This is a genomic window from Klenkia taihuensis (assembly GCF_900112525.1).
Classification (GTDB): Bacteria; Actinomycetota; Actinomycetes; order Mycobacteriales; family Geodermatophilaceae; genus Klenkia; species Klenkia taihuensis.
Genome location: NZ_FOMD01000001.1, coordinates 1,075,163 through 1,097,723 on the forward strand (window position 1 = coordinate 1,075,163; position 22,561 = coordinate 1,097,723).

Consider the following 22,561-nt stretch of genomic DNA (forward strand, 5'->3'; position numbering starts at 1 on the left):
ACCAGATGTCTCGAATCGGACGACTCCCCGTCACCGTCCCGGGCGGCGTCGACGTCGCCATCGACGGTCGCACCGTGAACGTGAAGGGCCCCAAGGGCTCGCTGGCCCACACCGTCGCCTCCCCGATCTTCGTGGAGAAGGACGAGTCGGGCGCGCTGCTCGTGCAGCGGCCGGACGACGAGCGGGAGAGCCGCGCGCTGCACGGCCTCTCGCGCACCCTGATCGCCAACATGATCACCGGCGTCACCGAGGGCTACACCAAGACCCTCGAAATCGTCGGCGTCGGCTACCGCGTGCAGGCCCGCGGCTCGGACCTCGAGTTCGCGCTCGGCTTCAGCCACCCGGTGCTGGTGAAGGCGCCCGAGGGCATCACCTTCACCGTCGAGGCCCCGACCCGCTTCAAGGTCAGCGGCATCGACAAGCAGCAGGTCGGCGAGGTCGCCGCCAAGATCCGCAAGCTGCGCCGGCCCGACCCCTACAAGGGCAAGGGCGTCCGGTACCAGGGCGAGGTCATCAAGCGCAAGGTCGGGAAGACGGGCAAGTGATGGCAGACACCAAGAGCAACGAGAAGTCGGCCCGGGTGCACAAGCCCGTCGGCACCGACATCAGCACCTCGCGGCGGCTGTCGCGCGCCCGCCGGCACAACCGGCTGCGCAAGCGCGTCGCCGGGACGCCCGAGCGCCCCCGCATGGTCGTCAAGCGCAGCTCGCGCCACGTCCACGTGCAGGTCGTCGACGACACCCAGGGCATCACCCTGGTCAGCGCCTCGACCATGGACGCCTCGCTGCGCGGCACCGCCGGCGACAAGTCGGCGCTGGCCCGCCAGGTCGGCGCGCTCGTGGCCGACCGGGCCAAGGCCGCCGGCATCACCGCCGTCGTGTTCGACCGGGGCGGCAACCGCTACCACGGCCGGCTCGCGGCGCTGGCCGACGGGGCCCGCGAGGGCGGGCTGGACTTCTGATGGGCGCCCAGCAGCTCATGACCACGCAGATCGAGAGGGACTTCTGATGCCAGGACCACAGCGACGCGGCGGTGGCGCCGGCGGTGCCGGTGGCGCCGGCGGCGGCAACGACCGACGTGACCGGCGGGACGGCGGCGGCCGCGGCCCCGGCGGCCCGGCCGAGAAGAGCCAGTTCCTCGAGCGGGTCGTGGCCATCAACCGCGTGTCCAAGGTCGTCAAGGGTGGTCGTCGCTTCAGCTTCACCGCCCTGGTGATCGTGGGCGACGGCGACGGCACCGTGGGTGTCGGCTACGGCAAGGCCAAGGAGGTGCCCGCGGCGATCGCCAAGGGCGTCGAGGAGGCCAAGAAGCACTTCTACCGCGTGCCGCGCATCGCCAGCACCATCCCGCACCCGGTGCAGGGCGAGGCCGCTGCCGGTGTCGTGCTGCTCAAGCCTGCCAGCCCCGGTACCGGTGTCATCGCCGGTGGCCCGGTGCGTGCGGTGCTCGAGTGCGCCGGCATCCACGACGTGCTGTCCAAGAGCCTCGGGTCCTCGAACCCGATCAACATCGTGCACGCCACGATGCAGGCGCTGAAGGACCTCGTCCGCCCCGAGGAGATCGCGGCCCGCCGTGGTCTGCCGCTCGAGGACGTCGCCCCCGCCGCCATGCTGCGGGCGCGTGCCGGTCAGGGGGTGTGACGTGGCGCAGATCAAGGTCACCCAGGTCAAGTCCGCGATCGGCACCAAGCCGAACCAGCGGCAGACGCTGCGGTCGCTCGGCCTGAAGCGGATCAACCACACGGTCGTCCAGGAGGACCGCCCGGAGATCCGCGGCATGGTCGCCACGGTGACCCACCTGGTCGCCGTCGAAGAGATCGCCTGAGCGGTCGAGAAGGAACACTGACATGACTCTGAAGGTCCACCACCTGCGTCCGGCCCCCGGCGCCCACACCAAGAAGACCCGCGTGGGTCGTGGTGAGGGCTCCAAGGGCAAGACCGCCGGTCGCGGTACCAAGGGTTCCGGTGCCCGCGTGCAGGTCTCTGCGCGCTTCGAGGGTGGCCAGACCCCGCTGTACATGCGGCTGCCGAAGCTGTCGGGCTTCACCCCGCGGAACAAGGTCGTCTTCCAGGTCGTCAACCTGGACAAGATCGCCTCGCTGTTCCCCGACGGTGGCCCGGTGAACCCGGAGACGCTGGCCCAGGCCGGCGCCGTCCGTCGCAACCAGCCCGTCAAGGTGCTCGGCACCGGCGAGCTGGGGGGCGTCAAGGTCGAGGTCTCGGCCCACGCCTTCTCCGCGTCCGCGGCCGAGAAGATCGCCGCGGCCGGGGGCAGCACCACCCAGCTGTAGTGAAGGTCCCCCTGATCCACCCGGTGACCCGGGTGGGTCAGGGGGGCTTTCTGCTGTTGTTAACCTCGCACGACCGACTCGGGGAGGGCACGTGCTGCAGGCGTTCGCCGCGGCGTTCCGGACGCCAGACCTCCGGCGCAAGCTGTTGTTCTCCCTGGCGATCATCGCCGTGTACCGGCTGGGCGCCAGCGTCCCCGGGCCGGGGGTGTCCATCGAGGCCATCAACAGCTGCCTCGACCAGGCCAACGCCTCCGACCAGCGCGACGTCTACTCGCTGGTCAACCTGTTCTCCGGCGGCGCGCTGCTGCGCCTGTCGATCTTCGCGCTCGGGATCATGCCGTACATCACGGCGAGCATCATCGTGCAGCTGCTGGTCGTGGTCATCCCGCGCTTCGAGCAGCTGAAGAAGGAAGGGCAGTCGGGCCAGCAGAAGCTGACCCAGTACACCCGCTACCTCACGATCGCCCTGGCGATCCTGCAGAGCACCGGGATCATCGCGCTGGCCCGCAGCGGCCAGCTGTTCCCGAACTGCCAGCAGGAGCTCATCCCCTCGCAGTCCATCTGGACCACCGTCGTGCTGGTCATCGCGCTGACCGCCGGCACCGCCATGATCATGTGGCTGGGCGAGCTGCTGACCGAGAAGGGCATCGGCAACGGCATGTCCGTGCTGATCTTCACCTCGATCGCGGCGCGCATCCCGGCCGAGGGCGGCTCGATCCTGCAGTCGCGCGGTGGCCTGGTGTTCGGCCTGGTGTGCGTGCTGGCCCTCGTCGTCATCGCCTCGGTCGTCTACGTCGAGCAGGCCCAACGCCGCATCCCGGTGCAGTACGCCAAGCGGATGGTCGGCCGGCGCATGTACGGCGGCACCTCGACCTACCTGCCGCTGAAGGTGAACCAGGCCGGTGTCATCCCGGTCATCTTCGCCTCGTCGCTGCTGTACCTGCCGCAGCTGATCAGCCAGCTGCAGGGTGACTCCGCGGGCTCGGTGCGGCAGTTCTTCGAGACCTACGTCATCAACCAGTCCAGCCCGGTGCACATCGCCATCTACTTCGGCCTGATCGTGTTCTTCACGTACTTCTACGTGTCGATCACCTTCAACCCCGAGGAGCGGGCCGACGACATGAAGCGCTACGGCGGCTTCATCCCGGGCATCCGTCCGGGTCGTCCGACGGCCGAGTACCTGCAGTACGTGCTCTCCCGGATCACCCTGCCCGGGTCGATCTACCTGGGTCTGGTGGCCGTGCTGCCCAACCTCTTCCTGTCGATCACGCAGGAGGGCCAGAACCAGAACTTCCCGTTCGGCGGGACCGCAGTGCTGATCATGGTGGGAGTGGGCTTGGAGACGGTGAAGCAGATCGAGACGCAGCTCAACCAGCGCAACTACGAAGGGTTCCTGAAGTAGTGCGCGTCGTCCTCCTGGGCCCCCCCGGAGCGGGCAAGGGCACCCAGGCGCAGATCATCGCGGGCCGCCTCGGCGTCCCGGCCATCTCCACCGGCGATATCTTCCGGGCCAACGTGAGCGGGCAGACCGAGCTCGGCCGGCAGGCCAAGGTGTTCATGGACGCCGGCGACCTCGTCCCCGACGAGATCACCGTCGCCATGGTCAGCGACCGGCTCGCCGAGCCCGACGCCAAGGCCGGGTTCCTGCTCGACGGGTTCCCGCGCACCATCGCGCAGGCCGAGCAGCTCCGGGAGTCCCTGACGGAGCTGGGGCAGACGCTCACCTGCGTGCTGGAGCTCGTCGTCGACGAGGAGGAGCTGGTCCGGCGCCTGTCGGGCCGGGTGGTCATCGTCGACGGCAAGCCCGTGCAGCGCGAGGACGACAAGCCCGAGACCGTCCGGCACCGGCTGGAGGTCTACCACCGCCAGACCGAGCCGCTGTCGGGCTGGTACGCCGAGGAGGGCCTGCTGGCCCGCATCGACGCCATCGGCGAGATCGACGAGGTCACCGGCCGGGCGATGGACGCCCTGGCCGCGGCCGACACCGACGACCCGAAGGGCTGAGCCGGTGCGCCGCCGGGGGCCCCGGTGACCGCCGGGCTCCTCGGGCGGCTGCCGCTCGTCGCCCGGTGGAGGGGACGCATGATCCAGATCAAGACCGCGCACGAGATCGAGCTCATGCGCGCCGCGGGCCTCGTGGTGGCCGGTGCGCTCGCGGCCGTCCGGGCCGAGGTCCGGGCGGGCGTGACCACCGCCGAGCTCGACGCCGTCGCCGAGGACCACATCCGCAGCGCCGGCGCGGTGCCCTCGTTCCTGGGGTACCACGGGTTCACCGGCACGATCTGCGCGTCGGTCAACGACGAGGTCGTGCACGGCATCCCGGCGGCCGGCCGCACCCTGGCCGAGGGCGACAACATCTCCATCGACTGCGGCGCGATCCTGTCGGGCTGGCACGGCGACTCGGCGATCACCGTCACGGTGGGGGAGCCCTCGGCCGCCGACGCAGCGCTCATCGCCGTCACCGAGCGGTCGATGTGGGCCGGTCTGGCGAAGGCGCTGGCCGGCGGGCGGCTGTCGGACATCAGCTCGGCGGTGGAGGACGCCATCACCGCCGAGGAGCACCGCTACGGGATCGTCGACCACTACGGCGGGCACGGCATCGGCACCGAGATGCACCAGGACCCGCACGTGCTCAACTACGGCCGGCCCGGCCGCGGTCCCAAGCTCGTGCCCGGCCTCGCGCTGGCCATCGAGCCCATGGTGACCGTCGGGGACCCCGACACCGTCGAGCTCGAGGACGGCTGGACCGTGGTGACCAAGGACGGCTCGCGGGCCGCGCACTTCGAGCACACCGTCGCCATCACCCCCGAGGGCCCGTGGGTCCTCACCGCGGAGGACGGCGGCGTCGCGGGCTTGGCACCGTTCGGCATCACGCCCCGTACCTGATGAGCGCCCCGGGTCACACCGACCCGGGGTTGGAACGGCTGTGACCTGCGGGGTACAGTGGCCGCTGGCGTTCGCGCCGTCCGTCGTCGTGCTGTGGCCGCACGCCGTCGGGCGCCCTCTGCGAGTACGCCCGCACCAGACACCCCAGCACCACCCGTCCGCGCCGGAACCGGCGCCGGCGGGACGCGAACCGGCGTGCGCCGGAGGAACACCAGATCGGGAGGCCGTACAGGGAATGGCGAAGAAGGACGGGGCCATCGAGGTCGAGGGTCGAGTCGTCGAGCCGCTCCCCAACGCGATGTTCCGGGTGGAGCTCCAGAACGGGCACCGGGTGCTCGCGCACATCAGCGGCAAGATGCGGCAGCACTACATCCGCATCCTGCCCGAGGACCGCGTGGTCGTGGAGCTCTCGCCCTACGACCTCACGCGCGGTCGCATCGTCTACCGCTACAAGTGACCGCCACGGGCCCGGCCGACCGCCGAGGCCCGTGACCACGAACGACTGAGAAATGAGGGCGGCACCGGTGAAGGTCCAGCCGTCGGTGAAGAAGATCTGCGACAAGTGCAAGGTGATCCGCCGGCACGGCCGGGTCATGGTCATCTGCGACAACGCCCGGCACAAGCAGCGCCAGGGCTGAGGGAGTAACAGGACATGGCACGACTGGCCGGCGTCGATCTGCCCCGCGAGAAGCGGATGGAGATCGCGCTCACCTACATCTACGGGATCGGCCCGACCTCGGCGAAGGCCACCCTGGCCGCGACCGGTGTCAGCCCGGACCTGCGCGCCAAGGACCTCTCCGACGAGGACCTGCTGAAGCTGCGCGACTACATCGACGAGCACTTCCGCGTCGAGGGTGACCTGCGCCGCGAGGTGGCCGCCGACATCCGCCGCAAGGTCGAGATCGGCTGCTACCAGGGCCTGCGGCACCGCCGCGGTCTGCCCGTCCGCGGGCAGCGCACCAAGACCAACGCGCGCTCCAGCAAGGGCCCGCGCAAGACCATCGCCGGCAAGAAGAAGGCCCGCTGACCCAGCGGTAGCCCTCACCGGCACCCGCCCCGGCCGTCGCGCCCCCGCAGAGGGGGCGGCCGCGGGCTCCCCCTGCACCACCAGGCCACGAACGAGAAGAGAGAGTCATGCCTCCCAGGGCACGCGCAGCCGGCGCCAAGAAGGTGCGCCGCAAGGAGAAGAAGAACGTCGCCCACGGCGCGGCGCACATCAAGAGCACCTTCAACAACACGATCGTGTCGATCACCGACCCCACGGGCAACGTGATCAGCTGGGCCTCGGCCGGGCACGTCGGGTTCAAGGGCTCCCGCAAGTCCACGCCGTTCGCGGCGCAGATGGCTGCCGAGAACGCCGCGCGCAAGGCGCAGGAGCACGGCATGCGGAAGGTCGACGTCTTCGTGAAGGGTCCCGGCTCCGGCCGCGAGACCGCCATCCGCTCCCTCCAGGCCACCGGCCTCGAGGTCGGGCAGATCTCCGACGTCACCCCCCAGCCGCACAACGGCTGCCGCCCCAAGAAGCGCCGCCGGGTCTGACCCGCGCCTTCTCTGACTCACTCTTAGAAACCCAGGGAGACCCGACGTGGCCCGCTACACCGGAGCCGACTGCCGCCTGTGCCGGCGCGAGAAGATGAAGCTGTTCCTCAAGGGCAGCAAGTGCGAGTCCGCCAAGTGCCCGATCGAGATCCGCCCCTACCCCCCGGGCGAGCACGGTCGCGGTCGCACCAAGGACAGCGAGTACCTCCTGCAGCTGCGCGAGAAGCAGAAGGCCCGTCGCATCTACGGCGTGCTGGAGAAGCAGTTCCGTGGCTACTACGAAGAGGCCAACAAGAAGACCGGCAAGACCGGTGAGGTCCTGCTGCAGATCCTCGAGTCCCGCCTGGACAACGTGGTCTACCGCGCCGGCTTCGCGAAGTCCCGCGACATGTCCCGCCAGCTGGTGCGCCACGGCCACATCAAGGTGAACGGCCGCAAGGTGGACATCCCGTCCTACCGCGTGTCGGCCAACGACATCGTCGAGGTCGCCGCGAAGTCGGCCGAGATGGTGCCCTTCCAGGTCGCCCAGGCCGAGGCCGGTTCCCGGCCGGTGCCCGCGTGGCTCGAGGTCATCTCCAGCCAGCTCAAGGTGCTCGTCCACTCCATCCCGGCCCGGCAGGTCATCGACACGCCGGTCCAGGAGCAGCTGATCGTCGAGCTCTACTCGAAGTAACAGAAGGACCCCCTCGCCCCCCGCCACGAGCACGCTCGCGGCGGGACCCTGCGAGGGGGCCGGACGGGGCGGGCAGACAGACGCCCGCCCCGTCGGCACGTCCCCTCACGGCGTCATATGGCGGTCGCCGGAGGACACGAAGGAGATCCACCATGCTCATCGCACAGCGCCCCACCCTCACCGAGGAGACCATCGACGCCTCCCGGTCGCGGTTCGTCATCGAGCCGCTCGAGCCGGGCTTCGGCTACACCCTCGGCAACTCCCTGCGCCGCACCCTGCTGTCCTCGATCCCCGGCGCTGCTGTCACCAGCATCCGCATCGAGGGCACCCTGCACGAGTTCACCACCGTGCCGGGGGTCAAGGAGGACGTCACTGAGCTGATCCTCAACCTCAAGGGCCTGGTCGTCAGCTCCGACTCCGACGAGCCGGTGACCATGTACCTGCGCAAGCAGGGCCCCGGTGAGGTCACCGCCGCCGACATCGCGCCCCCGGCCGGTGTCGAGGTGCACAACCCCGACCTGCACATCGCCACCCTGAACGCGAAGGGCCGGCTGGAGATCGAGCTGGTCGTCGAGCGCGGCCGCGGCTACGTGCCGGCCACCCAGAACAAGCAGCCGGGCCAGGAGATCGGGCGGATCCCCGTCGACTCCATCTACTCCCCGGTGCTCAAGGTGACCTACGCCGTCGAGGCCACCCGCGTCGAGCAGCGCACCGACTTCGACCGCCTCGTGGTCGACGTCGAGACCAAGCCCTCGATCGAGCCCCGCGACGCCATCGCGTCCGCCGGCTCGACCCTGGTGGAGCTGTTCGGCCTGCTGCGCGAGCTGAACGTCGACGCCGAGGGCATCGAGGTCGGGCCCAGCCCGGCCGAGGCCGCCGACATCGCGAACTTCTCGATGCCGATCGAGGACATGGACCTCACGGTCCGGTCGTACAACTGCCTCAAGCGCGAGGGCGTGCACACCGTCGGTGAGCTCGTCACCCGCTCCGAGGCCGACCTGCTGGACATCCGCAACTTCGGTGCGAAGTCCATCGACGAGGTCAAGCTCAAGCTGGCCGCCATGGGTCTCGCGCTCAAGGACAGCCCGCCCGGGTTCGTCCCCACCTCGGTTGAGAGCTACGACGAGACCTACGACGACAGCTACCCCGGTGAGGCCCAGTACGCCGACGGGCAGGACTACACCGAGGGCGACTACCGAGAGACCGAGCAGCTCTGATCGACGGAACCCGCCGCCCCGCCCGGGGCGGCGGGTTCCCGCCGGGAGCGGCACCTGCCGCGACCGGAGTTCCACCCGTCAGTGACACGCGCGGCCGGCAGTACCCCGGCGGCCTGAGGAAGGACCTCCCATGCCCACCCCCACCAAGGGCCCCCGCCTCGGCGGTTCGCCGTCGCACGAGCGGCTGATGCTGGCGAACCTCGCCACCTCGCTGTTCGAGCACGGCCGGATCACCACCACCGAGACCAAGGCCAAGCGGCTGCGCCCGCTGGCCGAGAAGCTGGTCACGCTGGCCAAGCGCGGCGACCTGCACGCCCGTCGCCAGGTGATGACCCAGATCCGCGACAAGAACGTGGTCCACCACCTCTTCGCCGAGATCGGCCCCCGGTACGAGAACCGTCCCGGTGGCTACACCCGCATCACCAAGGTCGGCCCCCGCAAGGGCGACAACGCGCCGATGGCCGTCATCGAGCTCGTCGAGGCCCTGACCGTCGGCCAGCAGGCCGTCGGCGAGGCCGAGCGCGCCCGCGGCACCCGGTTCGCCTCCGGTGCCGGTTCGGCCGCGGCGGCCGGCGAGGTCACCGCCTCCACCTCGGAGAACGACGACCAGGCGGCCGCCGAGGCCACCGTGACCGACGTCTACAACCCCGACGACGAGGTCCAGGACGAGAACGTCACCGACGAGCAGCCGACCGCCGAGAACGGCGTCGTCGTCGAGGCCGACGGCGTCTCGCCCGAGGTCGCCGACGCCGCCGCCGCCGAGGTCAACGCCGCGGAGAACGCCGACGCCGCGACCGCCGGCGACGACGCCCCCGGCGGGGAGTCGCAGCCCGACCCGAAGTGATGCTCCGCTGAGCACCAGCACGGCCGACGAGCCCGCCACCGGTACCGGTGGCGGGCTCGTCCGCGTCCGGCTGGACATCGCCTACGACGGCACCGCGCTGCACGGGTGGGCCCGCCAGCGCACGGTGCGCACCGTGCAGGCCGACCTCGAGCTCGCGCTGTCCACGGTGCTGCGCCACGACGTCGACCTGACCGTGGCCGGCCGCACCGACGCCGGTGTCCACGCCACCGGCCAGGTCGCCCACCTGGACCTGCCCGCCGACGTCTGGGCGGAGCACCGCGACCGCCTGCTACGCCGGCTGCGCGGCACGCTGCCGCCCGACGTCGTCGTGACGGCCGCGGCACCGGCACCCGCGGGGTTCGACGCCCGCTTCTCCGCGCTGGCCCGGCACTACGCCTACCGGCTCACCGACGCCGTCGCCGGCCCGCCGCCGCTGCGCCGGTGGGACACCGTCGGCTGGCCGCGCCGGCTCGACGTCCCGGTGATGCGGGTGGCCGCGGCGCTGCTGCTCGGCCAGCACGACTTCGCCGCCTTCTGCCGCCGCCGCGAGGGCGCGACGACGATCCGCGTGCTCCAGGCCCTCGACGTGGTCCGCGACGGCGACGGCGCCGGTGACGTGGTGACCGTGTCGGCCTCGGCGGACGCGTTCTGCCACTCGATGGTGCGCAGCCTGGTCGGCGCGTTGCTGGCCGTGGGGGAGGGGCGCCGGGACCCCGGCTGGCCGGCCGGGCTGCTGGCCCGCACCAGCCGCTCCGACGAGGTCCCCGTGGCCCCCGCGCACGGCCTGACCCTGCTCGCGGTCGACTACCCGCCCGACGACCAGCTGGCCGCCCGCACCGAGGTCACCCGGGCCCGGCGGGACGCGCAGGCCTAGGCCGAGGCGACGGCCTCGGCGACCGGGGTGCCGCCGCCGGTCAGCTCCAGCACCCCGGTGTGCGGGGTGTCCAGCAGGGCCACCAGGACGGCGGCGACGTCGTCCCGGGGAACCTCGCCCCGGTCCACCGACCGCGCCAGGTGCACCGTGCCGGTGCCCGGGTCGTCGGTGAGGCCGACCGGCCGCAGCACCGTGGTGTCCAGCCCGGTGCGCGGCAGCACGTCCTGCTCGGCGGCGAGCTTGGCCCGCAGGTAGGCGACGAAGACCTCGTCCACGCCGTCGGGGGTCGCGCCGTCGGCGACGGCGTCCACGCCGTAGGAGGACACCAGCAGGTAGCGGCGGACCCCGGCGGCCTCGGCGGCGTCGGCCAGCAGCACGGCGGCACCGCGGTCGACGGTGTCCTTGCGGGCGATGCCGCTGCCGGGCCCACCGCCGGCGGCGAACACGACCGCGTCGGCGCCGCGGACGACGTCGGCCACCTGCCCGACCGTCGCCCGCTCCAGGTCCAGCACCACCGGCCGGGCGCCGTCGGACCCCAGGTCCGCGGTGTGGTCGGGGTTGCGCACCACCCCGGTGACGACGTCGCCGCGGGCGGCGAGCAGGCGGGTGAGGCGGCGGGCGACCTGGCCGTGGGCTCCGGCGACGACGACGTGCATGGACCCCCGCTACCCCTCGACCCGCCGGCGGACACCCCGGGCGCGCTCCAGGTCGGCGGGGGTGTCGCAGTCGGTCCACGGCGGCGGGGTCCCGGGCACGACGTCGGGCCGGTACCGCCGCACGGCCAGGTCGGCCAGCACCGACCGGACCGACACCGGGCCGGTCACCCCGGCGAGCGCCGCCCGCAGCGCCGCGGTGCGCCAGACCCCGAGCAGGTGCTGGTCGCGGCCGGTGGCGTCGACCACCACCACGCCGTCACCGGTCAGCCGCTCCCGCAGCCCGGCCACCACCGCGGCGGTGAGGAACGGCAGGTCGGCGGCCAGCACCGCGACCACGTCGGCGTCCACCGCGGCCAGCCCGGCCTGCATGCCCCGGACCGGGCCGCCCCCGGGCGGGTCCTCGCGGACGACCACGACACCGGGCGGGACCGGCTGCGGGGGGCCGACGACCACCCGGGGGGCGGCGTCGGCGACGGCGGCCAGCACCGCGTCGAGCATGCTGCGACCACCGACCTCGAGCTGCGGCTTGGCGCGCCCACCCAGCCGCGCGGCCCGGCCACCGGCCAGCACGACGGCGGCGTACGGGATCGGCTCGGGCACGCCCCCGACGGTAGGTGGGTACCGTCGCCGCCGTGGGACGAGTGACCGCCCGGACGCCGGTGCTGCGCATCCGCGGACCGCACCGCAGCACCCGGCCGGATACCGTGGCCAGCGAGGAACCGCTGGAGATCCGGCTGGACGGCAAGCCCCTGGCGGTCACCATGCGGACGCCGGGGCACGACTTCGACCTGGTGCACGGGTTCCTGGCCACCGAGGGCGTCATCCGCACCCCGGACGACGTCGCCGCGCTGCGCTACTGCGACTCCGTCGACGACGAGGGCCGCAACACCTACAACGTCGTCGACGTCGACCTGGCCCCCGGCGTCCCGGTGCCCGACACCGCCCTGGAGCGGAACTTCTACACGACGTCCTCGTGCGGGGTCTGCGGCAAGGCCAGCATCGACGCCATCCGCACCCGCACCACCTTCGACGTCGCCGCTGACCCGGTGCGGGTCGACCTGGACGTCCTGCTCGCCCTGCCCGACCGGCTGCGCGCCGCGCAGGAGGTGTTCGAGAAGACCGGGGGCCTGCACGCCGCCGGCCTGTTCACCGCCGACGGCGAGCTGGTCTGCGTCCGCGAGGACGTCGGCCGGCACAACGCGGTGGACAAGGTGGTCGGCGACGCCGTCCGGGCCGGGCGGCTGCCCCTGGCCGGGCACGTGCTGATGGTCAGCGGCCGGACCAGCTTCGAGCTGATGCAGAAGTCGGCGATGGCCGGCATCCCCGTGCTGGCGGCGGTGTCGGCCCCCAGCTCGCTGGCCGTGGAGCTCGCCGAGGCCACCGGCACCACCCTGGTCGGGTTCCTCCGCGGCGACGGCTGCAACGTGTACGCAGGCGCCCACCGGGTGGTCTGAGCCGGGTCAGTGGTCGCCGCCGCGGAGCTGGCTGACGGCGTGCGGGAGCAGCGGACCGAGCACGGCCAGCCCGTCGCGCACCCCGCCGGTCGACCCGGGCAGGTTGACCAGCAGGGTGCGCCCGGCCGTGCCGGCCAGGCCGCGGGAGAGCACGGCCGTGGGGACCGCGGGCTGGCCGTACCGGCGGACCGCGTCGGCGATGCCCGGTGCCTCGCGCTCGATGACCTGCCGGGTGGCCTCGGGTGTGACGTCGGTGGGGGTGAGCCCGGTGCCGCCGGTGGTGACCACCACGTCCGCGCCCGAGGCCACCGCGTCGCGCAGCGCCCCGGCGAGGACGTCGACGTCGTCGGGGTGCACGTGCGGGCCCTCGACGGCGAAGCCGAGCTCGCGCAGCCCGGCGGCCAGCGCCTGGCCGGAGCGGTCCTCGTACACCCCGGCCGAGGCCCGGTTGGACGCGGTGACGACGACGGCGCGGGCGCCGGGGGGCAGGCTCACCGGACCCAGTCGCCCTTCTTGCCGCCGGACTTCGCCAGCAGCCGCACGTCGCTGATCACCGCGCGCGGGTCGACCGCCTTGACCATGTCGACGACCGTCAGCCCGGCGACCGCCACGGAGGTGAGGGCCTCCATCTCCACACCGGTGCGGTCGGCGGTCCGCGCGGTCGCGGTGATCTCGACGGCCTCGTCGGTCACCTCGAGGTCCACCGTCACCCCGTGCAGCGCGATCGGGTGGCACAGCGGCACCAGGTCCGGTGTCCGCTTGGCCCCGGCGATGCCGGCGATCCGGGCGACGGCGATGGCGTCGCCCTTGGGCACGCCCTCGCCGCGCAGCAGCGCGACCACCTCGGGGCTGACCACCACCCGCCCGGCCGCGGTGGCCACCCGCGCGGTCACCTCCTTGGCGGTGACGTCGACCATCCGCGCCGCACCCGCGGCGTCGATGTGGGTGAAACCGCTGCTCATCGTTCTCCTCCTCCGACCAGCACGACCTCGACCTCGCTGCCGGCGGGCAGCTCGGTGACCTCCTCGGGCACCACGACCAGCACGTCCGAGCGGGCCAGCGACGCCACCAGGTGCGACCCCGCGCCGCCGACCAGCTCGACGGTGCCGCCGTCCAGCCGGCCGCGCAGGAACTGCCGCCGCCCGGCCGGGGAGGTCAGCGGTCCGGCCAGCCGCGCGGGCAGCCGGGGCCGGTCGGGCCGCGGCACCCCCAGCGCGGCGCGCAGCGCCGGCCGGACGAACACCTCGAAGGACACGAAGGAGCTCACCGGGTTGCCGGGCAGGGTGACCACCGGGACCCCGTCCACGGTGCCGGCGCCCTGCGGGCCGCCCGGTTGCATGGCCACGGCGAGGAACTGCACGGTGCCCAGGGCGCCGAGGGCGTCCTTGACCACCTCGTAGGCACCCATGGACACCCCGCCGCTGGTGATCAGCAGGTCGGCGTCGGCGAGCGCGCCGCGCACGGTGGACAGGAACTGGTCCACGTCGTCGGGCACGAAGTGCAGGGTGCGGGCCTCGCCGCCGGCGGCGTCGACCGCCGCGGCCAGGACGAGGGAGTTGGACTCGTGGATCTGGCCGGGCCGCAGCGGCTCGCCGGGGGCCACCAGCTCGCTGCCGGTGGACAGCACGAGCACCCGGGGCCGGCGGCGCACCACGACGGAGGCGCGACCGACCGAGGCGGCCAGGCCCAGCTGCGCGGGGCCGAGCACGGTGCCGGCCGGCAGGGCCAGGCTGCCGGCGGCGATGTCCTCGCCGGCGTGCCGCAGGAACGAGCCCGCGGCGGGGGAGGAGGTGATGGTGACCCGGTCGGTGCCGCCGTCGGTGGCCTCCACCGGCACGACCACGTCGGCGCCGTCGGGCACGGGGGCGCCGGTCATGATCCGGTGCACCGTGCCCGGGGCGAGCGCGGGGACGTCGGTGCGCCCGGCCGGCACGTCCTCGGCCACCGGCAGCCGCACCGGCGCCCCGTCGGTGGCCGCGCCGACGTCGGACCAGCGGGCGGCGTAGCCGTCCATGGCGGAGTTGGTGAACACCGGCAGGCCGACGGCGGCGACGACGTCCTCGGCGAGCACCCGGCCCGCCGCGGCCGCGACCGGTACCTCCTCGGTGCCCGGCGAGCAGCCGGCCAGCAGCGCGGTGACCGCCGCCCGGTGCTCCTCGACCGTCCGGCGGACCTTCGCGGGGGTGCTCACCGGCCCATCCTCGCCGATCGGCCGCCGACGGCGTGCGCGTGCGGTGCCCGGGTCCCGCAGCTAGGTTCGCCGTCGCCGGACCAGCCACCGTCCCACGAGGAGAGCGACGTGACCGAGATCGACCGGATGCTCGAGGCCAACGCCGAGTGGGCGCAGCGCTTCCCGGGTTCGCGGCCGGTGCAGCCGGCCCGCAAGGTCGCCGTCGTCGCCTGCATGGACTCCCGCATGCCGCTGTTCCCGCTGCTGGGCCTCGAGGTCGGCGACGCGCACGTCATCCGCAACGCCGGCGGCATCATCACCGAGGACGTGCTGCGGTCGCTGACCATCTCCCAGCACCTGCTCGGCACCCGCGAGACCGTGCTGGTGCACCACACCGACTGCGGGATGCAGAAGACCGACGACCGCGCGCTGGCCGACACCGTCGAGCAGGCCACCGGGCACCGGCCACCGTGGGTGGGCCGGACCTTCACCGACCTGGACGCCGACGTCCGCGAGTCGATGGCCATCCTGCGGTCGACGCCCTACCTGCTGTCCCACGAGGTGCGCGGCACGGTGTACGACGTGACCACCGGGGAACTGCGCGAGGTCCACCCCACCTCGTAGGCTCACCGCCGTGCTGGGTGCCCGCTGTGCGTGGAGGTCGGTGGTCGCGCTGGGCGCGGCCGCGCTGCTGGCGGGCTGCACCAGCTCGGTCGAGGGGACGGCCAGCCCGGCCCCCACGTCGGCCGCACCCACCAGCAGCTCGGCGGCCACCGGCACGAGCGCGGCGCCCACCGGCCAGGTCACCCCGGCCCCCGAGGTCGGCCCGGGCACCGGCGCCGAGGCGCGCCGCATCGCCGCGGTCAGCTCCCTGGTCACCACCACCAGCCCCGAGCGGACCGAGTCCTGCTTCCCGAGCGGCCCGTTCGGATCCGGCAGCAGCGTCGACGGCCTCTACTTCGGCGACGGCCGGGTCGGCCAGGAGCTCGACCGCTGGGGCTTCGTGGCCGGCTGGGGCAACTGCGCGCAGGACGCCGCGAACAACGGCACGCTGATCCTGGTCTCGGAGATGAGCGACCCCGACTCCGCCGTGGCGGCCGCGGAGACGCTCAACGGGATCTCCCTGGAGCTGGGCAGCGGTGACTACGAGCCGCTCGAGCTGCCCGACCTGGGCGTGACCGGGGCGCTGTCGACCGGCGGCTCGGACTCCGCGGGCGCCCCCACCGAGACCGTGCAGGTGTGGGTGCCCAGCGGCCGGATGCTGGCCTACGCCTACCTCGACGCCCCCTCCGGCGGCGGAGCCGACCTGGCCACCCGGCAGCTCACCGACCAGCTGGCCCTGCTGCAGGGCTTCCAGCCCACCCCGCAGGACCAGGTGCCCTCCCTGCCCACCGACCCGCTGGGCCTGGCCCCGTTCGCGCTCCAGACCCCCGGCGACAACACCCGCTTCACCGGCTCCTACGACCTGGAGGGCTACCTGCGGCTGGCCATCGACCCGGTCGCGGAGCGCCAGCTGCTCAGCGCCAACGGGTTCGCCGGCTCGTTCTACCGCACCTCCTACGACGAGGAGGCGGGCCTGGACTACGCGGTGTCGCTGTACACCTTCCCGACGTCGGAGCAGACCAACGCGGTCTACAACGGGTTCGCCCAGCTGGAGGCCACCGCCTTCGGCGGCACCGGGTTCGACCTCCCGGCCATCCCCGAGGCGCCCTGCTTCGCCTTCGACAACGGCGGCGGCAGCTTCTACCAGCGCTGCTACGTCGGCTACGGCAGCTACCTGGCCAGCATCGACGTCCTGGGTCTGGACGCCGCCGACGACTACACCCAGATGAACGCCCTGCTGCCGCAGCAGCGGGACCTCATCGACGGCTGACCGGCCCGGCCCGGCCGGCTGGTATCGTCGTCCGCTGGCGCGCACCGTCGGCTGGTGCCCGCGCGCCGTCACCACGTCTCCCGTGCTCGGTGAGGCGAACCCACCAGCCACCCCGACGACGAGGAAGTGGGCATACCCGTGCGCACGTACACCCCCAAGCCCGGTGACATCACCCGGGCCTGGCACGTCATCGACGCCACCGACGTGGTGCTCGGTCGACTGGCCAGCCAGACCGCGCAGCTGCTGCGCGGCAAGCACAAGCCGCAGTTCGCCCCGCACGTGGACGCCGGCGACTTCGTCGTCGTCATCAACGCGGGCAAGATCGCCCTCACCGGCTCCAAGCGCGACGTCAAGACCGCCTACCGGCACTCGGGCTACCCGGGTGGCCTCAAGGCCATCAACGTCGGCGACGAGCTGAAGACCCGCCCCGACCGCGTCGTCGAGCGCGCCGTCAAGGGCATGCTGCCGCACAACTCGCTGGGCCGGCAGATGCTCTCCAAGCTCAAGGTCTACGCCGGGCCCGAGCACCCGCACGCCGCCCAGCAGCCCCAGACCTTCGAGATCAAGCAGGTGTCCCAGTGACCACGCCCCTGACGGCGCAGAACGTGACCGACGCCGACGGCCGCCCCGTGCAGACCGTGGGCCGGCGCAAGGAGGCCATCGTCCGGGTGCGCCTGCTGCCCGGCACCGGCCAGTTCCGGCTCAACGGCCGCACCCTCGAGGACTACTTCCCCAACAAGGTGCACCAGCAGCTCATCCGTGAGCCCCTGGTCATCCTGGAGAAGGGCGAGACCTACGACGTCGTCGGCCTGCTCAAGGGCGGCGGCGTGACCGGCCAGGCCGGTGCGCTGCGCCTGGCCATCGCCCGCGCGCTGATCGAGGTCGAGCCCGAGGACCGTCCGGCCCTCAAGCGCGCCGGCTTCCTCACCCGCGACGCCCGCGTCACCGAGCGCAAGAAGTACGGGCTGAAGAAGGCCCGCAAGGCGCCCCAGTACTCCAAGCGCTGACCGGGTCGTCCGTGGGTCGCCTCTTCGGCACCGACGGCGTCCGGGGCCGGGCCAACGCCGACCTCACGCCGGAGTTGGCCCTCTCGGTGGCACGCGCTGCCGCCGGCGTGCTGGCCGACCGCGACGGGACGCACCGTCCCGTCGCGGTCGTCGGCCGCGACCCCCGCGCGAGCGGGGAGATGCTCGAGGCCGCGGTCGTCGCGGGCCTCACCAGCGCCGGCGCCGAGGTGCTGCGGGTGGGTGTGCTGCCCACCCCGGCCGTCGCCCACCTCACCGCCGCGCTGGACGCCGACCTGGGCGTCATGCTCTCGGCGAGCCACAACCCGATGCCCGACAACGGCATCAAGCTCTTCTCCCGCGGTGGGCACAAGCTGCCCGACGCGGTCGAGGCCGCGGTCGAGCGCGGCGTCCTCGCCGGCCCCGACGGCGCCGGCCACCGGCCCACCGGCCGCGACGTCGGCCGGGTGCGGGACGTCGCCGACGCCGGTGCCCGCTACGCCGACCACCTGCTGGCCGCCGTCCCCGGCCCCCTGGCCGGCGTGAGCGTGGTCGTGGACTGCGCGCACGGCGCGGCCAGTGCCCTGGCACCGGAGGTCTACCGCCGCGCCGGGGCCACGGTGCACGTCATCGGTGCCGAGCCCGACGGCTGGAACATCAACGACGGCGTCGGCTCCACCCACCTCGGTCCCGTGCGCGACGCCGTCCGCGAGACCGGCGCCGACCTGGGCCTGGCCCACGACGGCGACGCCGACCGCTGCCTGGCGGTCACCGCCGGCGGCGACGTCGTCGACGGCGACGGCATCCTGGCCGTCTGCGCCCTCGGCCTGCACGAGGCCGGCCGGCTCACCGGCGACACGGTCGTGGCCACCGTGATGAGCAACCTGGGCTTCCACCACACGATGCGCGACGCCGGCATCGCCGTGGCCACCACCGCGGTGGGCGACCGGTACGTGCTGGAGACCCTGCGCACCCGCGGGCTGTCCCTGGGCGGGGAGCAGAGCGGCCACCTGGTCTTCCTCGACCACGCCACCACCGGCGACGGCCTGCTCACCGGGCTCATGCTGATGGGGCGCATGGCCGCCACCGGGTCGTCGCTGGCCGAGCTGGCCGCCGTCGTCCGCAAGCTGCCCCAGGTGCTGGTCAACGTGCCGGTCGCCGACCGGATCGCGGTCAGCGAGAGCGACGACGTCGCCCGCGCGGTGAACGCGGTCGAGGAGGAGCTCGGCGAGGCCGGTCGGGTGCTGCTGCGCCCCTCGGGCACCGAGCAGCTGGTCCGGGTGATGGTCGAGGCGCCCACCCAGGAGCAGGCCGACGAGGTCGCCCGGCGGCTGGCCGAGGTCGTCGCCGCCGTCTGAGACGGCACCGCGCCGGAGCCGGGGCAACGTATCGTCGGTCCCCATGTGCGGCATCGTGGGGTACGTCGGTCCTCAGAACGCGTTGGACGTCGTCCTGGAGGGCCTGCGGCGGTTGGAGTACCGCGGGTACGACTCCGCCGGCGTCGCGGTCCTGGCCGGCGGCGAGCTGTCCTTCGCCAAGAAGGCCGGCAAGGTCGCGAACCTGGAGAAGGAGCTCGCCGAGCGGGCCCTCCCGCCGGCCACCATCGGCATCGGGCACACCCGCTGGGCCACCCACGGCGGCCCCACCGACCGCAACGCGCACCCGCACCTGTCCGCCGACGGCACCGTGGCGGTCATCCACAACGGGATCATCGAGAACTTCGCCGCGCTGCGCGCCGAGGTCGAGGCCACCGGCGTCGAGTTCGCCTCCGAGACCGACACCGAGGTCGTCGCGCACCTGCTGGCCGCGGTCTACCCAACCATCGCCGAGGGCGAGGGACGCCTGGCCGAGGCGATGCGCCAGGTGTCCCGCCGGCTGGAGGGCGCGTTCACCCTGGTGGCCAGCCACGCCGCCGAGCCCGACACCCTGGTCGCCTCCCGCCGCAACTCCCCGTTGGTCGCCGGGGTCGGGGACGGCGAGTACTTCCTGGGCTCGGACGTGGCGGCCTTCATCGGCCACACCCGCAACGCCCTCGAGCTCGGCCAGGACCAGGTCGTGGAGCTCGACCGCGCCCGGGGTGTCACCGTCACCGACTTCGCCGGCAACCGCGTCGAGCCCACCGCCTACACCGTCGACTGGGAGGCCGAGGCCGCGGGCAAGGCCGGCTACGACTGGTTCATGCTCAAGGAGATCGACGAGCAGCCGCAGGCCGTCGCCGACACCCTGCTCGGCCGACTCGGCAACCGCGGCGAGATCGTGCTCGACGAGGTGCGCATCTCCGACGAGGACCTGCGCGGCATCACGAAGATCTTCGTCATCGCCTGCGGCACCGCCTACCACGCCGGGCTGATCGCCAAGTACGCCATCGAGCACTGGACCCGCATCCCCGTCGAGGTGGAGCTGGCCAGCGAGTTCCGCTACCGCGACCCGGTGCTGGACCGCTCCACGCTGGTCGTGGTCATCTCCCAGTCCGGCGAGACGATGGACACCCTCATGGCGCTGCGGCACGCCAAGGAGCAGCAGGCCCGGGTGCTGGCGATCTGCAACGCCAACGGGTCGACCATCCCGCGCGAGTCCGACGCGGTCCTCTACACCCGGGCCGGACCCGAGGTCGCGGTCGCCTCCACCAAGGGCTTCCTCACCCAGGTGGTGGCCTGCTACCTGGTCGGGCTCTTCCTGGCCCAGGTGCGCGGGCTGAAGTACGAGGACGAGGTGGCCGCCGTGGTCGCCGAGCTGCGCAAGCTGCCCGACCAGGTGCGCGAGGTGCTGGCCGGGATGGACGAGGTCCGCGAGCTGGGCCGGTCGCTGGCCACCGAGTCGACCCTGCTGTTCCTGGGCCGGCACGTGGGCTACCCGGTGGCCCTGGAGGGCGCGCTCAAGCTCAAGGAGCTGGCCTACATCCACGCCGAGGGCTTCGCCGCCGGCGAGCTCAAGCACGGCTCGATCGCGCTGATCGGCGACGGCACGCCGGTGGTGGTCATCGCGCCGTCGCCGCACGGCCGGGAGTCGCTGCACGGCAAGGTGGTGTCCAACATCCAGGAGGTCCGGGCCCGCGGGGCGCGCACCATCGTGATCGCCGAGGAGGGCGACGACGACGTGCTGCCCTACGCCGACCACGTCATCCGGGTGCCGCGCACGCCGACCCTGCTGGCGCCGGTGGTCACCACCGTGCCGCTGCAGATCCTGGCCTGCGAGATCGCCGACACCCGGGGCCTGGACGTGGACATGCCCCGCAACCTGGCCAAGAGCGTGACCGTGGAGTGATCGTCGGCGTGGGGATCGACGTGTGCCCGGTGGAGCGGTTCGCCGCGTCGCTGACGCGCACGCCGGGCCTGCGCGACCGGCTGTTCACCGCCGCCGAGCAGGTCACCCCGTCCGGCGCGCCGCGCACCGGGGAGTCCCTCGCCGCGCGGTTCGCCGCCAAGGAGGCGCTGGCCAAGGCGCTGGGCGCGCCCGGTGACCTGCACTGGCACGACGCCGAGGTCACCGTCGGCGAGCACGGCCGGCCGCTGCTCACCGTCCGCGGCACCGTCGCCGCCCGCGCCGCCGAGCTCGGCGTCACCGGCTGGCACGTGTCGTTGAGCCACGACGGGGGCATCGCCTCCGCCGTGGTGATCGCGGAGGGCGGGGCGTGACCGGCCTGTACACGGCCGACCAGGTGCGGACGGCGGAGGAGCCGGTGCTGGCGCGGACGCCGGGCGGTGCGCTCATGCAGCGCGCCGCCACCGGCCTGGCCACCGCCTGCCTCCGGCTGGTCGGCCGGGCCGTCGGCGTGCGGGTGACCCTGCTCGTCGGCGCGGGCGACAACGGCGGCGACGCCCTGTGGGCGGGCGCGGCGCTGGCCGGTCGCGGCGCCGCCGTGACCGCGCTGCTGCTGGACCCCGGCCGCGCGCACGCCGCCGGCCTGGCCGCCCTGCGCCGGGCCGGGGGCCGGGTGGTCACCGACGCCGCCGCGGCCGGGCTGGGGCGGGCCGACCTCGTCCTGGACGGCATCACCGGCATCGGCGGCCGGGGCGGGCTGCGCCCGGCGGCGGCCGACGCGGTCGCGCGGGCGGTCGCCGGCCCCGGCCTGCTGGTGGCCGTGGACGTGCCCAGCGGGGTGGACGCCGACACCGGGGCGGTCGAGGGCGAGGCCTTCCCCGCCCAGCACACGGTGACCTTCGGCGCGGTCAAGGTCGGGCTGGTCGTGGGGGAGGGGCGCGGGCACGCCGGCGTCGTGCACCTGGTCGACCTGGGCCTGGACCTGCCCGCCCCGGCGGCGCGGCAGCTCACCGACGCCGACGTGGCCGCGCTGCTGCCCGACCCGGGCGCCGGCGACGACAAGTACTCGCAGGGCGTGGTCGGCGTGCACGCCGGCTCGGCCACCTACCCGGGGGCGGCCGTGCTGTGCACCGGCGCCGCGCTGCGCACCCGGCCGGGGCTGGTCCGCTACGCCGGCACCGCGGCCGACGGCGTGCGCGCCGCCTGGCCGGAGGCGATCGTCACCGACGGCCGGCCCGCCGACGCCGGCCGGGTGCAGGCCTGGGTGGTCGGGCCCGGTGGCGGCACCGACGACGAGGCGCGCAGCGTGCTGGCCGAGGTGCTGGCCACCGACCTGCCGGTCCTCGTCGACGCCGACGCCCTCACCCTGGTGTCCCGCGAGCCGCAGCTGGTCCGCGACCGCACCGCCCCGACGGTGCTCACCCCGCACGACCGCGAGTTCACCCGGCTCGGCTTCGACCTGGGGGCCGACCGCGTCGGCGCCGCCCGGGCCGCGGCCGCCGCCCTCGGGGCCACGGTGCTGCTCAAGGGCGACGCGACCGTGGTCGCCGACGCCGACGGCACGGTGTTCGTCAACGGCACCGGCACGCCGTGGCTGGCCACCGCCGGCACCGGCGACGTGCTCAGCGGGGTCGTCGGGGCGCTGCTCGCCACCGGGCTGCCCGCCGTCGAGGCCGCCGCGGCGGGGGCGCACCTGCACGGCCGCGCCGGCCAGCTCGCGGCGGCGGCCGGCCCGCTGATCGCCTCCGACGTCGTGGCGCACCTGCCCGCCGCCGTGCACCGGCTCACCGACCGGGTGCGCTGACCCCGCCCGCCGGGCT

At 73.7% G+C, this 22,561-nt stretch carries 30 protein-coding genes; 25 read left to right on the forward strand and 5 right to left on the reverse strand.

Annotated elements, in window-relative coordinates:
• Window positions 1-5: 5 nt before the first annotated feature.
• The 16 genes from rplF (at window position 6) to truA (ending at window position 10,323) form a co-directional block, all read left to right on the forward strand.
• Window positions 6-545: a 50S ribosomal protein L6 gene (gene rplF / locus BM158_RS05380; protein ID WP_091061412.1), complete on the forward strand. Its 540-nt coding sequence runs from the start codon at window positions 6-8 to the stop codon at window positions 543-545.
• Window positions 545-961, forward strand: coding sequence for a 50S ribosomal protein L18 (gene rplR / locus BM158_RS05385; protein WP_091555284.1), 417 nt, complete (start codon window positions 545-547; stop codon window positions 959-961). Before rplF ends, rplR begins: the two co-directional genes overlap by 1 nt.
• A 46-nt stretch (window positions 962-1,007) precedes the next feature.
• Window positions 1,008-1,640: a 30S ribosomal protein S5 gene (gene rpsE / locus BM158_RS05390; RefSeq protein ID WP_091061414.1), complete on the forward strand. Its 633-nt coding sequence runs from the start codon at window positions 1,008-1,010 to the stop codon at window positions 1,638-1,640.
• A gap of 1 nt (window position 1,641) precedes the next feature.
• On the forward strand, window positions 1,642-1,824 hold the full coding sequence (gene rpmD, locus BM158_RS05395) for a 50S ribosomal protein L30 (RefSeq protein WP_091555286.1): 183 nt from the start codon (window positions 1,642-1,644) through the stop codon (window positions 1,822-1,824).
• Between the two features lie 22 nt (window positions 1,825-1,846).
• The gene (rplO, locus tag BM158_RS05400; protein ID WP_091555288.1) at window positions 1,847-2,290 is read left to right on the forward strand and encodes a 50S ribosomal protein L15; all 444 of its coding nucleotides are present in this window, start codon (window positions 1,847-1,849) and stop codon (window positions 2,288-2,290) included.
• 91 nt (window positions 2,291-2,381) lie between these two features.
• Window positions 2,382-3,692: a preprotein translocase subunit SecY gene (gene secY, locus BM158_RS05405; protein WP_091555290.1), complete on the forward strand. Its 1,311-nt coding sequence runs from the start codon at window positions 2,382-2,384 to the stop codon at window positions 3,690-3,692.
• Complete coding sequence (locus BM158_RS05410) at window positions 3,692-4,294, forward strand: adenylate kinase (RefSeq protein ID WP_091555292.1); 603 nt, start codon at window positions 3,692-3,694, stop codon at window positions 4,292-4,294. Before secY ends, BM158_RS05410 begins: the two co-directional genes overlap by 1 nt.
• Window positions 4,295-4,372: 78 nt before the next feature.
• Window positions 4,373-5,176, forward strand: a complete 804-nt coding sequence (gene map, locus BM158_RS05415; protein ID WP_091555294.1) for a type I methionyl aminopeptidase — start codon at window positions 4,373-4,375, stop codon at window positions 5,174-5,176.
• Between the two features lie 235 nt (window positions 5,177-5,411).
• Window positions 5,412-5,633, forward strand: a complete 222-nt coding sequence (gene infA / locus BM158_RS05420) for a translation initiation factor IF-1 (protein ID WP_012950459.1) — start codon at window positions 5,412-5,414, stop codon at window positions 5,631-5,633.
• Window positions 5,634-5,700: 67 nt separating this feature from the next.
• Window positions 5,701-5,814, forward strand: a complete 114-nt coding sequence (rpmJ, locus tag BM158_RS05425; protein WP_012950458.1) for a 50S ribosomal protein L36 — start codon at window positions 5,701-5,703, stop codon at window positions 5,812-5,814.
• A gap of 14 nt (window positions 5,815-5,828) precedes the next feature.
• Window positions 5,829-6,203: a 30S ribosomal protein S13 gene (gene rpsM, locus BM158_RS05430; protein WP_091061434.1), complete on the forward strand. Its 375-nt coding sequence runs from the start codon at window positions 5,829-5,831 to the stop codon at window positions 6,201-6,203.
• Between the two features lie 107 nt (window positions 6,204-6,310).
• Window positions 6,311-6,715: a 30S ribosomal protein S11 gene (rpsK, locus tag BM158_RS05435; protein ID WP_055764664.1), complete on the forward strand. Its 405-nt coding sequence runs from the start codon at window positions 6,311-6,313 to the stop codon at window positions 6,713-6,715.
• Window positions 6,716-6,761: 46 nt separating this feature from the next.
• Window positions 6,762-7,388: a 30S ribosomal protein S4 gene (rpsD, locus tag BM158_RS05440; RefSeq protein WP_091061436.1), complete on the forward strand. Its 627-nt coding sequence runs from the start codon at window positions 6,762-6,764 to the stop codon at window positions 7,386-7,388.
• A gap of 152 nt (window positions 7,389-7,540) precedes the next feature.
• A complete protein-coding gene (locus BM158_RS05445) occupies window positions 7,541-8,605 on the forward strand; it encodes a DNA-directed RNA polymerase subunit alpha (protein WP_091061866.1) in 1,065 nt (354 codons plus the stop codon).
• A gap of 130 nt (window positions 8,606-8,735) precedes the next feature.
• Window positions 8,736-9,449, forward strand: a complete 714-nt coding sequence (gene rplQ / locus BM158_RS22945; RefSeq protein WP_091555296.1) for a 50S ribosomal protein L17 — start codon at window positions 8,736-8,738, stop codon at window positions 9,447-9,449.
• Between the two features lie 76 nt (window positions 9,450-9,525).
• Entirely contained in the window at window positions 9,526-10,323 is a 798-nt protein-coding gene (gene truA / locus BM158_RS05455; protein WP_278247560.1) for a tRNA pseudouridine(38-40) synthase TruA, read from the forward strand.
• Here truA and BM158_RS05460 read toward each other — a convergent pair.
• Both BM158_RS05460 and BM158_RS05465 read right to left on the reverse strand, forming a co-directional pair.
• Window positions 10,320-10,979, reverse strand: a complete 660-nt coding sequence (locus BM158_RS05460) for an SDR family oxidoreductase (protein ID WP_091555300.1) — start codon at window positions 10,977-10,979, stop codon at window positions 10,320-10,322. The genes truA and BM158_RS05460 overlap by 4 nt on opposite strands.
• A 9-nt stretch (window positions 10,980-10,988) precedes the next feature.
• Window positions 10,989-11,579, reverse strand: coding sequence for an NTP transferase domain-containing protein (locus tag BM158_RS05465; protein ID WP_091555302.1), 591 nt, complete (start codon window positions 11,577-11,579; stop codon window positions 10,989-10,991).
• 32 nt (window positions 11,580-11,611) lie between these two features.
• On the opposite strand from BM158_RS05465, the gene fdhD reads away from it, so the two are divergent.
• Window positions 11,612-12,433, forward strand: coding sequence for a formate dehydrogenase accessory sulfurtransferase FdhD (gene fdhD / locus BM158_RS05470; RefSeq protein ID WP_091556361.1), 822 nt, complete (start codon window positions 11,612-11,614; stop codon window positions 12,431-12,433).
• Window positions 12,434-12,439: 6 nt separating this feature from the next.
• Here the strand turns inward: fdhD and BM158_RS05475 are convergent, their stop codons facing one another.
• The 3 genes from BM158_RS05475 to moeA are packed head-to-tail and all read right to left on the reverse strand — an operon-like array spanning window position 12,440 to window position 14,624.
• Window positions 12,440-12,928 (reverse strand): MogA/MoaB family molybdenum cofactor biosynthesis protein, encoded by a 489-nt coding sequence (locus BM158_RS05475; protein ID WP_091555304.1) that lies wholly within the window; start codon window positions 12,926-12,928, stop codon window positions 12,440-12,442.
• On the reverse strand, window positions 12,925-13,395 hold the full coding sequence (gene moaC / locus BM158_RS05480; RefSeq protein WP_091555305.1) for a cyclic pyranopterin monophosphate synthase MoaC: 471 nt from the start codon (window positions 13,393-13,395) through the stop codon (window positions 12,925-12,927). Before moaC ends, BM158_RS05475 begins: the two co-directional genes overlap by 4 nt.
• Complete coding sequence (gene moeA / locus BM158_RS05485; RefSeq protein WP_091555307.1) at window positions 13,392-14,624, reverse strand: molybdopterin molybdotransferase MoeA; 1,233 nt, start codon at window positions 14,622-14,624, stop codon at window positions 13,392-13,394. The genes moaC and moeA overlap by 4 nt, the downstream gene beginning before the upstream one ends.
• 108 nt (window positions 14,625-14,732) lie before the next feature.
• Between moeA and BM158_RS05490 the strand changes: the two genes are divergently transcribed.
• The 8 genes from BM158_RS05490 (at window position 14,733) to BM158_RS05525 (ending at window position 22,545) form a co-directional block, all read left to right on the forward strand.
• On the forward strand, window positions 14,733-15,227 hold the full coding sequence (locus BM158_RS05490) for a beta-class carbonic anhydrase (RefSeq protein ID WP_091555309.1): 495 nt from the start codon (window positions 14,733-14,735) through the stop codon (window positions 15,225-15,227).
• A 10-nt stretch (window positions 15,228-15,237) separates the two neighbouring features.
• Entirely contained in the window at window positions 15,238-16,476 is a 1,239-nt protein-coding gene (locus tag BM158_RS05495; RefSeq protein ID WP_131801975.1) for a DUF7373 family lipoprotein, read from the forward strand.
• Between the two features lie 138 nt (window positions 16,477-16,614).
• Entirely contained in the window at window positions 16,615-17,058 is a 444-nt protein-coding gene (rplM, locus tag BM158_RS05500) for a 50S ribosomal protein L13 (protein ID WP_091555313.1), read from the forward strand.
• On the forward strand, window positions 17,055-17,483 hold the full coding sequence (gene rpsI, locus BM158_RS05505; protein ID WP_091555315.1) for a 30S ribosomal protein S9: 429 nt from the start codon (window positions 17,055-17,057) through the stop codon (window positions 17,481-17,483). Before rplM ends, rpsI begins: the two co-directional genes overlap by 4 nt.
• Before the next feature lie 11 nt (window positions 17,484-17,494).
• Window positions 17,495-18,838, forward strand: a complete 1,344-nt coding sequence (gene glmM / locus BM158_RS05510) for a phosphoglucosamine mutase (RefSeq protein ID WP_091555317.1) — start codon at window positions 17,495-17,497, stop codon at window positions 18,836-18,838.
• 43 nt (window positions 18,839-18,881) lie between these two features.
• Window positions 18,882-20,744: a glutamine--fructose-6-phosphate transaminase (isomerizing) gene (glmS, locus tag BM158_RS05515; protein WP_091555320.1), complete on the forward strand. Its 1,863-nt coding sequence runs from the start codon at window positions 18,882-18,884 to the stop codon at window positions 20,742-20,744.
• An 8-nt stretch (window positions 20,745-20,752) separates the two neighbouring features.
• The gene (locus tag BM158_RS05520; protein WP_229827630.1) at window positions 20,753-21,115 is read left to right on the forward strand and encodes a holo-ACP synthase; all 363 of its coding nucleotides are present in this window, start codon (window positions 20,753-20,755) and stop codon (window positions 21,113-21,115) included.
• On the forward strand, window positions 21,112-22,545 hold the full coding sequence (locus BM158_RS05525) for an NAD(P)H-hydrate dehydratase (protein ID WP_191328648.1): 1,434 nt from the start codon (window positions 21,112-21,114) through the stop codon (window positions 22,543-22,545). Before BM158_RS05520 ends, BM158_RS05525 begins: the two co-directional genes overlap by 4 nt.
• The last annotated feature ends 16 nt before the right edge of the window (window positions 22,546-22,561 follow it).